This is a genomic window from Gracilibacillus sp. JCM 18860, from assembly GCF_055395245.1.
In genome coordinates this window covers 1,216,833-1,230,165 of sequence record NZ_AP043868.1, presented here as the reverse complement: position 1 = coordinate 1,230,165, position 13,333 = coordinate 1,216,833, and the positions used below count along the sequence as shown (strand labels likewise).

The window sequence follows — 13,333 nt, the reverse complement described above, 5'->3', positions numbered from 1 at the left end:
GAATGTGCTACTTTTTGGACATAACGATCGGAAAGGGATGGAATGATGAAAACAGAAGAGCAATATTTTCAAGAAGGTAGAACCATTCAAGCATATATGAATGAAATGAGTAAATTAAAAGAGGAAAGCTTTTACGTATATGAAAATTTCCAGCTACCAAATGACGGATTAATCGAACAATTAAAAGGGAGTAGTATTCATTTTTTAACGATTACCGAGGATTGGTGCGGAGATGCGATGATGATTAATCCAGTTATTCGCAAAATTGCAGAAGAAGCTGATATTGATTCAAGAGTCACTTTAAGAGACCAAGACACAGCATTAATTGACCGTCATTTAACAAATGGTGGGAGGGCGATTCCAATTGTTTTAATACTAGATGCTAAGGGTGAACTAATTGGTAAATGGGGGCCAAGAGCACCAGAAGTACAGAAATTAGTCGATCAATTAAGAGCACCATTACCACCAAAGGATGATCCGACCTTTCAGGAAAAAAACAAGGAAGTAATCACTATATTAACAGAAAAATATCAGCATGATGAATCTCTTTGGTTGTATGTGTATCAAAGCTTTATGAATGAAGTGTTATCCTTGTTAAGGAAATAAATAGGTGGGGTCAGTGCTAGACCCCAGCTCTATTCTCCACTAATCGCATCCGTGTTATTTCCCCCAGGAGGTACGATCGGATAAACATTGACCTCTTCTTCTATAAGAAAATCCAATAGTACAGGTCCATCGATTTGAAAAGCTTCTTCCATTATTTTTTCCAGATTATCTTTAGCTGTTATTTGAAAGGCCTTAATCCCGAAGCTTTTCGCTAATAAAAGAAAATCTGGTGAAGCTATTTTTACTTGAGAATATTTATGCTTATAAAATAATTGCTGCCACTGGCGAACCATGCCGAGATAGCCATTTCTTAGAATCGCAATTTTGATATTTAATCGGTACTTTGCAACAGTGAGAAGCTCTTGGATATTCATCTGGATACTTCCATCACCAGATACACACACAACAGGTTGGTTTGGTTGGCAAACTGCTGCCCCTATTGCTGCTGGTAATCCATAGCCCATTGTCCCAAAACCACCAGAGGTAAGGAAATGTCTTGGCTGCTGGAAAGGAAAATGAAGTGCTGTCCACATTTGATGCTGCCCGACATCTGTTGTAACGATGACATGATCCTCCGCATTTTTGTACAAACACTGGATAATGCTATCTGGCTTTAACTCACTCGTCGAATAACTAAATTGAGGAGAGGTTTTTTTCCAAGTTACTACCTCTTCTTGCCAATGCCCAGCTTTCAAGGTGGATAGTTGTTGATTAACGGCTTCTAAAACTTCTTTAACATCCCCAATGATAGGTAGATCGACCATAATATTTTTATTCACTTCAACCGGATCTATTTCAATTTGAATTTTCGTTGAATGTGGAGAGAATCCTTTGGTCTTACCGGTGATTCTGTCACTAAAACGGACACCGAGACAAATAAGAAGATCACATTGATGGACAGCTTTGTTTGCTGCAAAGGTTCCGTGCATTCCCACCATTCCTAGATGAAGGCGGTTTCCCACATCTATTGCACCTAATCCCATAAGCGTACTGACAAAGGGAATTTCCGTCAAGGTTAGAAATTCATTTAATGCTTTGCTAGCACCAGATATTATGGTACCACCTCCGACCAATAGGACTGGTTTTTTCGCTTTTTTTATCTTCTCAACTATCCGTTTGATTTGATGATTTTGTATAGTGAGTGATTTAGGTGGTATTATGTGCATTTGTTTAATCGCACCATTTTCCTTCCATTCTTGCTGAAAAAGCTTGTTATCGTATTCGACAATAACGACTCCAGGTCTACCAGCATTGGCAAGCGTACATGCTTTTTCTACAATAGGGGGAAGCTCAGTTAATTGTTGGAGCTTAAAATAGTGCTTGCAAATAGGATTCATTATTGCTTCTACATCTAGAGCATGTTCCTGCTGAATAAATACGACCATTGGTACACTATCTAATTGAGCAGTTGCTATACCCGTCACAGCATTGGTGATTCCGTATTTTGTTGGGATAAAAGCAATACCTACTTTACCTGTAGCTCTTGCATAACCATCACCGGCATGAAGAATGGCTTGCTCATGTGTTAACAAATATTGTGTGAAATCCTTCTTATTAGAAGTAAACATTGGATGGCTTCTTGATCCAAAAATTGTATCGACATGTTGTTTCTCTAAGGATTGTATGAAGAGTTCTTCCCATTTTTGATATTGTCTTTCCTCCACTCGTTGCATCCTATTTCGACTCCTTTAATGATTTCATTTCATTCTATATCCTTCCTTTTCGATCTTGCAGTGATTTTTGTCACTTCCTATCTATTATGAATCGTCTATTATATCTATATATAGTTATTTATTTGTTTTAAAATACTATATATTGTGTTTATATTATGCTATAGAAAGGGGTTCTAGGATTGAAGCTAATGTTGCTAAAGACAAAGGCCTGTCCAAAATGTGAAGTAGTCTATCGATTTTTAAGCCAAATGGATGTGCCATTTCAAGTCATCGATTTGGTAGATCAACAAGAAATGGCAGAAAGCTATAAAGTAATGTCTGTACCAACTACCATTTTATTGGACAATCTCAATAGGGAGTTGAACAGATGTATAGGTGTTAATCCTATGGAGCTAGAAGAAATGGTACATATAATGAAAAAAGGAGAAGAGAGTCATGTTTAAAAATTCCGAACAAATCATCCAAAAATTCACCATGAATGGGGAGGATAAGCAAACCGATTTCTTGAAACATGAAAATAGCAATTATGTGTATTCCCTCCCATTACTCCGACATAATTTAAACAATTATGCTGAGGAGGAGTATTTGTTCACACATATTTTACCGAAAGAAATAAAAACACTCTATGATGATGGGGTAGTATATGTTCATGACAAACAGCTTGCCCCGTATTGTGTATCGATTAGCTGTTTAGATATCGCAACGAAAGGTATTCCATCTCTTGCTAAGAATATGATTTCATCAAAACCAACAAAACGATTAGCCACATTACTTCGCCACTTTAGCAATGTTGTCACTTTAATTTCACAGCAAGTGTCAGGTGCAGTGATGCTAGCACAGTTATCCACGATTGCCGCATCTTATTTACATGATGAAGCGCTACGTGGAGTAAATTATTCAGATGATGAATTAAAGCAATTGTTTCAAGGGTTAATCTGGGAATTGAATATGCCTCTTCGTTCAGGGGCTCAAAGTAGTTTCTCTAATATAACATTGGAATTTGGAAAGCCTTCAGAAGAAATTAAAGAAGAATATATTATCATTGGTGGGGAAATAAGATTTATCCAGTACAAGGACATTCCAAGCAGCTATTTTGATAGAATCAATCAAGCCATCATCGATGTGATGAGTGAGGGAACAGGTAGTGAGGGTATTCCATTTACTTTTCCTTTATTAACCGTACAAATAGATGATGCATTCAATTATCAAAATCCTCTGTTTCTCGAGCTATTGGACAAGATGTACAACTGGGGTGGAGTTTATTTTGAAAATTTTAAAACTAGTCCGTTCCAGGATCCTTATTATAAAAAGTTCAATCCATTGATTCAACCGAAGGATCAAGAGGTTAGTCGTAGTCTCTGTTGCCGTCTTCAGATTAACCTTGAGACATTGTCCAAGGCCGGTGGGGGTGTCTTTGGTTCCTCTACTGGATCTACTGGAGCAGTTCAAGTATTAAACTTAAATATGAATCGAATGCTAATAGAGTTTGGTCATGATCATGATTTGTTGAAGAAGAAAATGAGGGACTATTTAGAAATTATGCAGGCGGCCCATATGGCAAAACGCCATTGGATTGAACAGAATAAAGAGTTATATCCTACCTTTTTTGCTTACAATGATAATCTGAAAAACTATTTTAATGTTTTTGCTATAACAGGCATGAATGAAGGGCTGATAAACCTTGGATTTACAGAAGGAATAAAAGACGAAGACGGGAAGATGCTTGCCCATGAATGGATGCAATATATGACAGAGATCATTAATGAATTTATTGTACGGGATAAGGTTGCATGTGGAATCGAATACGCACCAGCGGAAAATGCGGCAATCAAATTGGCACGTCATGATGTGAAGTGGGCAGCTAAACATGACCGTGAAATTTTTGTTCAAGGAGAAGGGGAGAATCCATACTTAACGAGTGGGTGTATGACTCCATTTTCTGAGGAGAATTTTCTAGCTCAATTGGAAAATAGTGCGGAATTCCAAGGCTATGCTACATCGGGAAGTGTGCTTCACCATTTCCTAGAATCAAAGGTAACACCTGAACGTTTAGCCACTTATCTCGATAAAATTTTTCAAAAGCCCATTAACTATATTACATTAACTCCAACCATTACTTCTTGCATGAGCTGTGGTCAAAAGATTATTGCAGATGATGCGAAGAATATAAAGAAATGTCCTACATGTCATTCCGTTGATATTGCTACATTTAGTCGAGTTATTGGATATTTGAAAATGATTGCACGTAATAATATCCATGTTGATCAAAAAGGGTATTATGAAGGGAAATATAATTTTTGGTCTAAAGCGAGAAGACATGACTGGACTGTACGAAACCGTGTAAAAGACCATACATTGGAAGAGGTTGTCCGTCAATAGTAGGGGGAACACTATGAAATTTTATCAGAATTTTATCCGAACCTTTTCGGATTTACCAAATCATACGACATTACTCGTTCATTCTTTATCTGGTTGTCCACTGCATTGCTTTGGATGTCATAACTATGACGAAATCATAGCCCAGACACCGAGTGTGTATAAAACTACCGATGATTATTTTCTATACTTGAAAAAAAGTGGGTTTTTGTTTGATGCAGTTATGTTTAGCGGAGGAGAATTTTTAATCGATAGTATGAAGGAGATTCGTCCATTGCTTCTGGAAACTAGAAAGCTATTTGATGGCAAGATTATTGTGACAACAAGCGGTATCTATCAAAAGAAGGTTCAACAATTATATGATGAAAATCTTGTAGATGGCATTCATATAGATATGAAGCTTCCCTATCATGCTCTTGATGTGAAAAAGGACAAGCAAATCTATCAAGATATTATGGGAATATCTCCTTCTAAGAAAATAATAGAGAATTTACTTACCAGTATTGATTTAGTAATTGCTCATAATTCCTATCTTGATCAACTTCGAACCGTTAAATATCCCATATTAGATGATGGTTTTTTTAAGAGTATTCGAGATTATATTGAAGAACGAAAAGCATATTTTCAAAGTGAAGTCCCCTATTTCTTAAATGAATTTTTGCCCCATTAGGGCATGTATCAGTAAGAGGCCCTGAAAAAGCATTTGGATATAGAGGTGCTTGAAAGGGCCTCTTTAGTTTGAAAGCTCTTGCTGCAAACGAACCACTAATCTTGAAGATACTGCTTCAATTGCCAAAAATCATAGATTAGTATTTCCTTTCGATTGTAAGTCATTATCCCGGTTTTTTTTAATTGGTTAAAGACTCGATTAACGCTTTCTCTCGAAACACCGATCATATTGGCTAATTCAGAATTTGTAATTGGTAGATGAAGTTGAATCGTATCTTCCTTCTGCCTAATCCCGAGATCACAGACAAAATGGACTAGTATGAGCACAACTTGATGAAAGACATCCTGAGTTTGCCTATATAGTAATCGATCCTGTGTTTCTTGATAATTTTTTTCTATTATACGAATCACTTTTATTAATAGCCCTGGTTTTTGAATAAGTAAAAGCTCGAATTCCTTTATCGGAATAGATAACACATGCACATTGGTAAGAGCAATAGCAGATGATGGATATGGAACATTCTCAAAAAAACCTACATATGGAAACATATCATTAGTGTGAAGAACATGTAGTATCTGTTCATGGCCGTTTCTATTTATTTTAATCATCTTGACTAATCCTGATAAGATAAAATATACATTGGTTCGGGATTCGTCTTGGTGAAACAAAATTTTGCCTTGATTATAGCTGCGTTCCATTGAAATCTCGCTCAAATGAATTAATTCATCTTCTGTAAGATTTTGAAATAAAGGAAAATGGATATAAGGCGTGCTTGTTTGTGACATCTATACTCCCACCTCGATCGAAAATTCTAAAATGAATTCTTTGTTACCATCCTAGCAAATAATTCATCATAAAATAATGAGGAGAATCCCTAATTTGTTTTAAATGAAATAGATAAAAAGGAAAATTAGAGAGAATAAAATCATTAAATCAAGGGAATTCCCCAATGTTGTATTAGGTCTTTCTTTCTTATAATAGTGTTGACAAATGATACAGAAGTAGGTGTTTACATGTGGACAGAAAGAGATCTGAATAGTCGTAATAAAGCAATGAAAATGCTCGAAAATGAACACCACTATTTAAGATATTTAATGGAAGAATGGCATCCGATTGTATTAGACTTTGAGAATGATCGATTTGAAGAAAAAGAGGATGCTGTGCTAGCGTTTCAAGCTTTGAGAAACAAATTAAAGGATTTCATTGAGCCATGGAAAAAACATACGGATAAAGAAGAGAAGTATTTTTTTCCTGCTCTTGGCATGTATATAGGTAAAGAACAAGGTCCGATTGTATCGATCGAAGAAGAGCATCAAGAAATTGATGGTTATATTGGACATTTCTTCTATCATTCCCGAGGAAATATAGAGGAGATGTCATATCAGGAGCTGAAAAAAGTGGTCCAGGATGCTGGTGAAGCGTTTGAGGTGATCATGATTCATTTTGTTAAAGAAGAAACCGTTTTGTTTCCAATGGTCGATAAAGTCATGAAGATAGACGACCTTCAGCAATTAACAGCTAATCTCCATTCACTTATTACAAAATAAATGCAAACAAAAAAGAGGAGTCGTCCCTGTGACAGCTCCTCTTTACATTATTAGAACGAGAATAAAGAATAGAATGGAATTAACAATTTCAACAATTCCAGAATGGATCGGCTTGACTTGGCCATCTCTAGGTGTCAGCCAATCCTTAAGTACTCCAGGAAGAAAAGCAATCGCTAAGGACTTCCAATTTAGGAGTATCGGTAGAAGTAATAACAGGGCGTGGTAAATATTAGATTTGTATTGAAAGGATCGATTTTTTAACTCACGAATCAATGATTTCACATAAAAGGCACTACCCATAAAATAAGCAGTGATTATGAACAAAAGGATCAATAGGTCCATAGTGAACTGTTCAATCCCGATGTAGTAGCTCGCCATACCCCCAATCGCAAAAATAATGATCCCACTTAAGTCATTCCACAGTGATCGTTCATTTTTAGTCTTAATAAAATACACATTAACTGCAAAGAGTGGGAGCATAAACGAACCAAATAGTAGAAGACTTGGCATAATGATCACTAATGGAATCAAACATAGTAAGGATGGTATACCATACCACAGCATCCATGGAAGCATCTTTTTCTTCTTGCGTTTATTCCTTACCACATTAAGTAATGGGGTTGACATTAAATATAGAAAAAACCAGCCAATCAAAAAGACAACATGTAGCCCTCTAGGGTTAGATAAAAAGATGCCAAGTAATGTGGGAAGAAGGAACATGGCCCACGAACCATGTTCTTTTGGTAAAATTATTTTTGTTTTTGCCATTGTTATCACCTTATCTCTAGATTGCCCTGCTATATATCGTCTTTTATGAAGCAGTAAAACGTGGGAAGAGTATATTGTTCTCTAGATGAATATGCTGAAATAGATCTGACTCTAATTCATCTAATTTTAAATAAGTTAGCTGGTACGTATTACATGCCCCTGTTGGAATAGCGTAATCGTCTGTTACTTCACGCATCAGCTCTAGCAATCTGCCCTCATGCTCATGTTCTTCCTCGAAATGATGAATGATTGCAGCTGCTGCCTCTACATCATTATCCATTAATTTAGGAAATAGCGTGCTTTCTTCCTTTTCAAGATGTGATTCTAGTTCACTTTTTAATTGATGGAATACGGTGTAAACGGTCGTAAGCTCTGGATGTGCTTCTCCATGCACGCGTTGAACCTTTGTCACATATTTGCTTAATTCAGGTAGAACTTGTTTCAAATAACCATGATGTTTTTCCACTATATGTTCAATGAGCTCTAGATTGCTTTTGCTTGTCCAATCGATTTCATCTTGATTATTTGTTTCCTCATATAGCTGGTTTATTTCAGTCAAAACCGCTTCTTTGTCGAGCCTTCTTTTTTCTAGAGCCTCTCCAATCGGACGATTCCCTCCACAACAAAAATCTATTTTATACTGTTTGAATAGGGAACTAGCCTTTGGGAATTGTGTAACTATGTCTCCTGTCTTCATTTCTAAATCAAATCTATTCATGAAAATCCCTCCAATTTAATTGTTCATGCTAACTATATCGTTATCCAATAGTAGACTCTGTGAGAAAAATCACATTTAAATATATTATCCTAATTCTTTGTCTAAAAAATGAACATTAGAGGAAAGTGATTTACCTCACTGCGAATGATTATCAGTGAAAATACAATGAAGCTAAATAAGAAAAAGGAGGCAAATACGGTGGGAAAACAAGTGGAGAATAATAAAGAAGCTTCATTAAAAGGTGCATTCGTATCTGTATTATTTTTAGGTAGTTTCATTGCATTATTATGGTTAGGTATTTGGAGCTTATTTATGGCAAGAGTTTAGAGGAGGGAATCTCGTGCATCGTTATGAAAAAATATGGTTAATTTTAAGTTCTGTTATGATTTTAGGGTTTATGTTTATTATCGGTTATCAAGCCTTTGCAGATGAGCTTGGTCCTCCCAGCAATCAAGAGACGATTGATCCACAAAAAGTCGAGCAACAAGAGCCCTTTAATAATCCTGGCGTAAAAAAAATCGGGGAAAAGGAATATGAAGTTGTCATGACTTTAGAAATTTTTAGCTTTGATCCCATGGAATTAGAGTTTCCAGCTGGTTCAACCGTGCATTTTGTCATGACATCTAAGGATGTGGTTCACGGAATGGAGATTGCCAATACCAATGTTAATACAATGGTGGTTCCAGGTTATATCCAGAGAATCACGCAAACCTTTGATAAACCAGGAAATTATTTAGTGCTTTGTAATGAATATTGTGGAGCTGGCCATCAAGTGATGTCAACAACGATTCAGATTAGTTAGTAGAGAGGGTGAGAGGATTGACTGTACTTAAAAAAAGTATGATAGAAAGAGTAGAGAACAAGCTTGGTGCAATTCCAGAAGATGTTAAAATATCAAAATCCTACATGGTGGTCACATTCATTGCCTTACTTGTAGGTGGAATACTCGGATTAGTGCAAGGCTTAAATCGTGCAGGTTTACTCGAAATACCGAATGGATTCAATTATTATCAAATTCTCACAGCACACGGTATTTTATTAATTCTCATTTTTACTGCATTTTTTACTATTGGTTACTTTTATGCTGGTTTGTCTCATACTTTAGGTGGTTTATCACCAAAGGTAAGAAAAATGGCTTGGATCGCCTTTGGATTAAAGATAATCGGCTTTATTATCGCTCTAATTCCTATTCTGCAAAATGAAGCATCTGTTTTGTATACCTTTTATCCACCAATGGCTGCATCTCCGATTTTTTATATTGGGCTTGTATTGATTGTATTAGGAATTTGGGTCAGTGCATTTGGCGTATTTATTAGTGTGGCAAAATGGAGAAAACAACACAAAGGTCAAAACATACCGATCTTAGCTTTTTTTGCTACAGGTGTTTTTGTTTTATTATTTTTCTCCAGTATTTTTGTTGCAGTCGAAGTATTCATGATTATCCCATGGGCTATCGGATGGGTAGAAACCATCAATGTCATGCTAAGTCGGACACTGTTTTGGGCGTTTGGACATACACTCGTTAATATTTGGTATATCACGGCTATATCTGCATGGTATGTGATCATTCCCAAAATTATTGGAGGAAAAAGATTTAGTGATACGTTAACTAGAGTTGTAGTTATTTTACTTGTTATTTTAAATATTCCAGGTGGATTTCACCATCAAATTGTGGATCCGGGAATATCAGAACCAATTAAATATATGCATGTATTTATGAGTCTTGCGATAGGATTTCCATCATTAATGACCGCCTTTGCGATGTTTGCCGTTTTCGAGCGCACAGGCCGGAAGAAAGGTGGTAGAGGGCTATTTGGCTGGTTCACCAAGCTGCCATGGAAGGATGTTCGCTTTTTTGCACCGTTTGTAGCAATGGTTGCTTTTATAGCTGGTGGAGCTGGTGGGATTGTGCAGACGATGCATCAATTAAATCAAGTGATCCATAACACACTTTGGGTTGTTGGACATTTTCATCTAACGCTTGGGATGACGGTTGCTTTAACCTTCTTTGGAATTAGTTACTGGCTTATACCCTATTTATCTGGTAGAAAGTTAACCGCAAAAGTTAATACATTAGGGATCTTGCAAACTATTCTATGGACTGTCGGTATGTCACTCATGTCTATAGCCATGCATTTAGTTGGATTGATTGGCTCACCAAGGCGTACTTCATTTTCTAATTATGGGGAACATGAGGTGGCCTTATCCTGGGATCCTTATTTAATTATTCTAGCTATTGGAGGAACCTTATTAATTATTGCGGTAATCATTCAGGTCTATGCTGTATTTCATATGATGTTTCTCTCACCTAGAGGAGAGGAAGGGTTTCCAATCGCTGAAGAGGAAGAACATGCAACACCTACGCCTTATTGGACGGAAAGATGGGGAACATGGGTATTCCTGTTATTAATAACAGTAGCCATGGGCTATGTAATTCCACTCGTTGAATTTATTGTCAATGCACCACCAGGCTCACCCCCTTTTAAAACATGGTAAGAGCGACTCCGAAAATCAGGAGGCGAATTATATTGTGAAATCAAAAAACACTTTCTCCTATGTTATAGTTCTTATTGTTTGTTTCCTTATTTATTTTTTAGGGACGGATGGCTTTCGTGCTTTCACTGCCGAGACCGCAAGGGTGAATCAATTAAAGGATCAACAACCAAAATTGCCGGAGGTTATGTTAGAGGATCATCTGAATCGAGTTTATGGATTTGATCAGTTTGAGGGAAAATACTTATTTATCACCTTTTTTTATGCATCATGTTCTTCCATATGTATTGAATTGGAAGGGAATATGGCAAAGGTTTATGAGGCAATTCCTAAAACGTACTTAGGTAAGGATATCGTTTTTCTAAGCATTACCTTTGATCCAACAAGAGATCTACCAGCAAGATTAAAATCGTATCATGATTATTTTACCGATGAACACGACTCATGGCGAATGGCCCGAATTAATAATCATGAAGAGCAAGAGCGATTATTGGAGAGGTTGGGTGTGATTGTCATTCCAGATGATCAAGGAAATTTTGCACACAATTCGGCTTTTTATTTGATAGATCAACATGGTGAGTTACTAGATGTATTGGATTATAAAAATGTCGAACAAGCGATACAAAAGGTAAAGCATATCTTGAATAGTGAAGGTGGGGAACAAGTATGACTCAACCATTCATTGGTATGTTGTTATTTATATTTTTAATTATACCGCCAATTGCTCGTTTTTTTGAATCGATTATGATCCTACACATGCATATGCAGATGCCCTTATTTATCCTGTCAGGATTTTTAATGTATCCATTCCTGCGTGAGAAGGCTCCAAATTTTTTTTTAGAATGGAACAAAAATGGTAAGCCAGGACTGTTATTGTTTTTATTGATTATTGTATATTGGACAATTCCTCGCACAATGGATGATGCGTTACAAAACTATTTGGTCGAGTGGTTTAAATTTGTTAGTTTAACCTTTTTTGCAGGAATCCCACTTCGAGACAGCTGGTCCAAGGTCCCTTCATCAGCTAAACAATGGTTGTTTGTTCTTATATTAGTATTGTTTACAGTAATGGGAGTTCTTTATATTCTATCCCCTGTTCAGCTTTGTAATAATTATTTGCTAGTAGAACAAGTTACACTAGGATGGGGCTTTATAACAATGGGAATATGTATCATGATTTATTTAATCCAGAAATGGTTCATCAATCCAGGAGATTATGAATGAAGATTTTGATGAAAGCCTGCTCTTAGTCGAACAGGGCTGGTGCTCGTTTACTTAAAGGAAATAGCTCTACTATAATCAAAAAAGCTCGGCTTTTCACCGAGCTTTTTTTAGATGGGTTTTTTCTTTCTTATTGCTTTGGGAATATATACACAATATGGCTCACTTTCCAAATAGTCTCCGGTGGCAGCATACGCTCGAGAGCGTGATCCTCCACATACATGTCGAAATTCGCAAACACCGCATTTCCCCTTGTAAAGGTCAGGATCTCGTAATTCTTTGAAAATGGTGGAATTCTGATAGATATTTGCAAGAGATGATGATCTAACATTTCCAGCTTTTATCGGCAATAAACCGCTTGGGTAAACATCTCCAATATGGCTAACAAAAACAAAGCCATTTCCATCATTTACTCCCTTAGGTGCACGTCCAAGACCATCAATTGTACCAGTTGCCCCTTTTATTAAGGCATCCTCATAATCAATATGGTCATGCCGATTTTTATGTTCCCTCATTTTTTGCTGGATTACAACTCGTCGGTAATGCTGTGCTGCTGTTGTTTTAATATCAAAATCCACTCTTTTACTTAACTGGTATAGCCAGCGCAAAACCTTTTCATGCTCTGCAGGAGAGATCATATCCTTCGCTTGTCCCCTTCCAATCGGGACAAGAAAAAAGACACTCCAAAGCACACATTGCAGTTTTTTTACTAATTCTGCCATCTCATCTAGTACCTCATAATTATATTTGGAGATAACCGTGTTGATCTGAACAGGTATTTCTAATTCATGTAAGTATTGAATACTTTGTATCGTTAAGTCAAATGAGCCATTTGTTCCTCTAAAATGGTCATGAATTTTTGCAGTTGGACCATCTAAACTAAATGCCCATCTTGATAAGCCGACCACCTTTGCTTTTTGAATAGCTTCTTTCGTCACGTTTGGTGTTGCACTTGGTGTCATCGACACTCTGACACCCTTCTTTACGGCATATTCTGCTAGAGCATAAACATCGTTACGCATTAAGGGATCACCACCAGTAAATACCAAAAGTGGATTATCCATCAAGTGAATCTGATCAATTAGATTTATACCTTCCTCATAGCTGAGTTCAAGAGGATGGCGTTTATATTGTGCTTCTGCTCGGCAATGAAGACATTTTAGTTCACAGGCGCGAGTTAGTTCCCATATAACGATAAATGGATTTTTATGATAATCTCGAGTAAACATTGATGAACTCCTTCTTGTGAAAAATTTAAAAT

The 13,333-nt window shown here is 36.6% G+C and carries 15 protein-coding genes; 10 read left to right on the top strand and 5 right to left on the bottom strand.

Going from position 1 to position 13,333, the window contains the following annotated elements:
* The first annotated feature begins 45 nt into the window (after positions 1-45).
* Complete coding sequence (locus tag ACZ5R4_RS06410; RefSeq protein ID WP_109984981.1) at positions 46-606, top strand: thioredoxin family protein; 561 nt, start codon at positions 46-48, stop codon at positions 604-606.
* A gap of 29 nt (positions 607-635) precedes the next feature.
* On the opposite strand, the gene ilvB is transcribed toward ACZ5R4_RS06410, so the two are convergent.
* On the bottom strand, positions 636-2,279 hold the full coding sequence (gene ilvB, locus ACZ5R4_RS06405; RefSeq protein WP_464368211.1) for a biosynthetic-type acetolactate synthase large subunit: 1,644 nt from the start codon (positions 2,277-2,279) through the stop codon (positions 636-638).
* 188 nt (positions 2,280-2,467) lie between these two features.
* Here ilvB and ACZ5R4_RS06400 point away from each other — a divergent pair, with 188 nt between their 5' ends.
* Genes ACZ5R4_RS06400 through ACZ5R4_RS06390 form a run of 3 tightly spaced genes read left to right on the top strand, consistent with a single transcriptional unit; the run spans position 2,468 to position 5,325 of the window.
* Positions 2,468-2,722: a thioredoxin family protein gene (locus ACZ5R4_RS06400; protein ID WP_245902354.1), complete on the top strand. Its 255-nt coding sequence runs from the start codon at positions 2,468-2,470 to the stop codon at positions 2,720-2,722.
* Complete coding sequence (gene nrdD, locus ACZ5R4_RS06395; protein ID WP_109984979.1) at positions 2,715-4,658, top strand: anaerobic ribonucleoside-triphosphate reductase; 1,944 nt, start codon at positions 2,715-2,717, stop codon at positions 4,656-4,658. The genes ACZ5R4_RS06400 and nrdD overlap by 8 nt, the downstream gene beginning before the upstream one ends.
* A 13-nt stretch (positions 4,659-4,671) precedes the next feature.
* Complete coding sequence (locus ACZ5R4_RS06390; protein ID WP_109984978.1) at positions 4,672-5,325, top strand: 4Fe-4S cluster-binding domain-containing protein; 654 nt, start codon at positions 4,672-4,674, stop codon at positions 5,323-5,325.
* 95 nt (positions 5,326-5,420) lie between these two features.
* Here the strand turns inward: ACZ5R4_RS06390 and ACZ5R4_RS06385 are convergent, their stop codons facing one another.
* Positions 5,421-6,110: a Crp/Fnr family transcriptional regulator gene (locus ACZ5R4_RS06385; protein ID WP_054860614.1), complete on the bottom strand. Its 690-nt coding sequence runs from the start codon at positions 6,108-6,110 to the stop codon at positions 5,421-5,423.
* Positions 6,111-6,338: 228 nt separating this feature from the next.
* Between ACZ5R4_RS06385 and ACZ5R4_RS06380 the strand changes: the two genes are divergently transcribed.
* A complete protein-coding gene (locus tag ACZ5R4_RS06380) occupies positions 6,339-6,872 on the top strand; it encodes a hemerythrin domain-containing protein (protein WP_054860615.1) in 534 nt (177 codons plus the stop codon).
* Positions 6,873-6,914: 42 nt separating this feature from the next.
* Here ACZ5R4_RS06380 and ACZ5R4_RS06375 read toward each other — a convergent pair whose 3' ends face one another.
* Together ACZ5R4_RS06375 and ric are read right to left on the bottom strand one after the other, a co-directional pair.
* Positions 6,915-7,640 (bottom strand): YwiC-like family protein, encoded by a 726-nt coding sequence (locus tag ACZ5R4_RS06375; protein ID WP_109984976.1) that lies wholly within the window; start codon positions 7,638-7,640, stop codon positions 6,915-6,917.
* A gap of 43 nt (positions 7,641-7,683) precedes the next feature.
* Positions 7,684-8,358 (bottom strand): iron-sulfur cluster repair di-iron protein, encoded by a 675-nt coding sequence (ric, locus tag ACZ5R4_RS06370; protein ID WP_464368210.1) that lies wholly within the window; start codon positions 8,356-8,358, stop codon positions 7,684-7,686.
* A gap of 198 nt (positions 8,359-8,556) precedes the next feature.
* Here ric and ACZ5R4_RS06365 point away from each other — a divergent pair, with 198 nt between their 5' ends.
* The 5 genes from ACZ5R4_RS06365 to ACZ5R4_RS06345 are packed head-to-tail and all read left to right on the top strand — an operon-like array spanning position 8,557 to position 12,075.
* Entirely contained in the window at positions 8,557-8,685 is a 129-nt protein-coding gene (locus ACZ5R4_RS06365; RefSeq protein WP_245902349.1) for a cytochrome c oxidase subunit 2A, read from the top strand.
* A 55-nt stretch (positions 8,686-8,740) separates the two neighbouring features.
* Positions 8,741-9,160: a cytochrome c oxidase subunit II gene (locus tag ACZ5R4_RS06360; protein ID WP_109985105.1), complete on the top strand. Its 420-nt coding sequence runs from the start codon at positions 8,741-8,743 to the stop codon at positions 9,158-9,160.
* Positions 9,161-9,198: 38 nt separating this feature from the next.
* A complete protein-coding gene (locus tag ACZ5R4_RS06355) occupies positions 9,199-10,854 on the top strand; it encodes a cbb3-type cytochrome c oxidase subunit I (protein WP_109985104.1) in 1,656 nt (551 codons plus the stop codon).
* Positions 10,855-10,888: 34 nt separating this feature from the next.
* On the top strand, positions 10,889-11,521 hold the full coding sequence (locus ACZ5R4_RS06350; protein WP_342767751.1) for an SCO family protein: 633 nt from the start codon (positions 10,889-10,891) through the stop codon (positions 11,519-11,521).
* Entirely contained in the window at positions 11,518-12,075 is a 558-nt protein-coding gene (locus ACZ5R4_RS06345; protein WP_109984973.1) for a hypothetical protein, read from the top strand. The genes ACZ5R4_RS06350 and ACZ5R4_RS06345 overlap by 4 nt, the downstream gene beginning before the upstream one ends.
* Positions 12,076-12,182: 107 nt before the next feature.
* On the opposite strand, the gene ACZ5R4_RS06340 is transcribed toward ACZ5R4_RS06345, so the two are convergent.
* Positions 12,183-13,301 (bottom strand): TIGR04053 family radical SAM/SPASM domain-containing protein, encoded by a 1,119-nt coding sequence (locus tag ACZ5R4_RS06340; RefSeq protein ID WP_464368209.1) that lies wholly within the window; start codon positions 13,299-13,301, stop codon positions 12,183-12,185.
* Positions 13,302-13,333 lie beyond the last annotated feature (32 nt).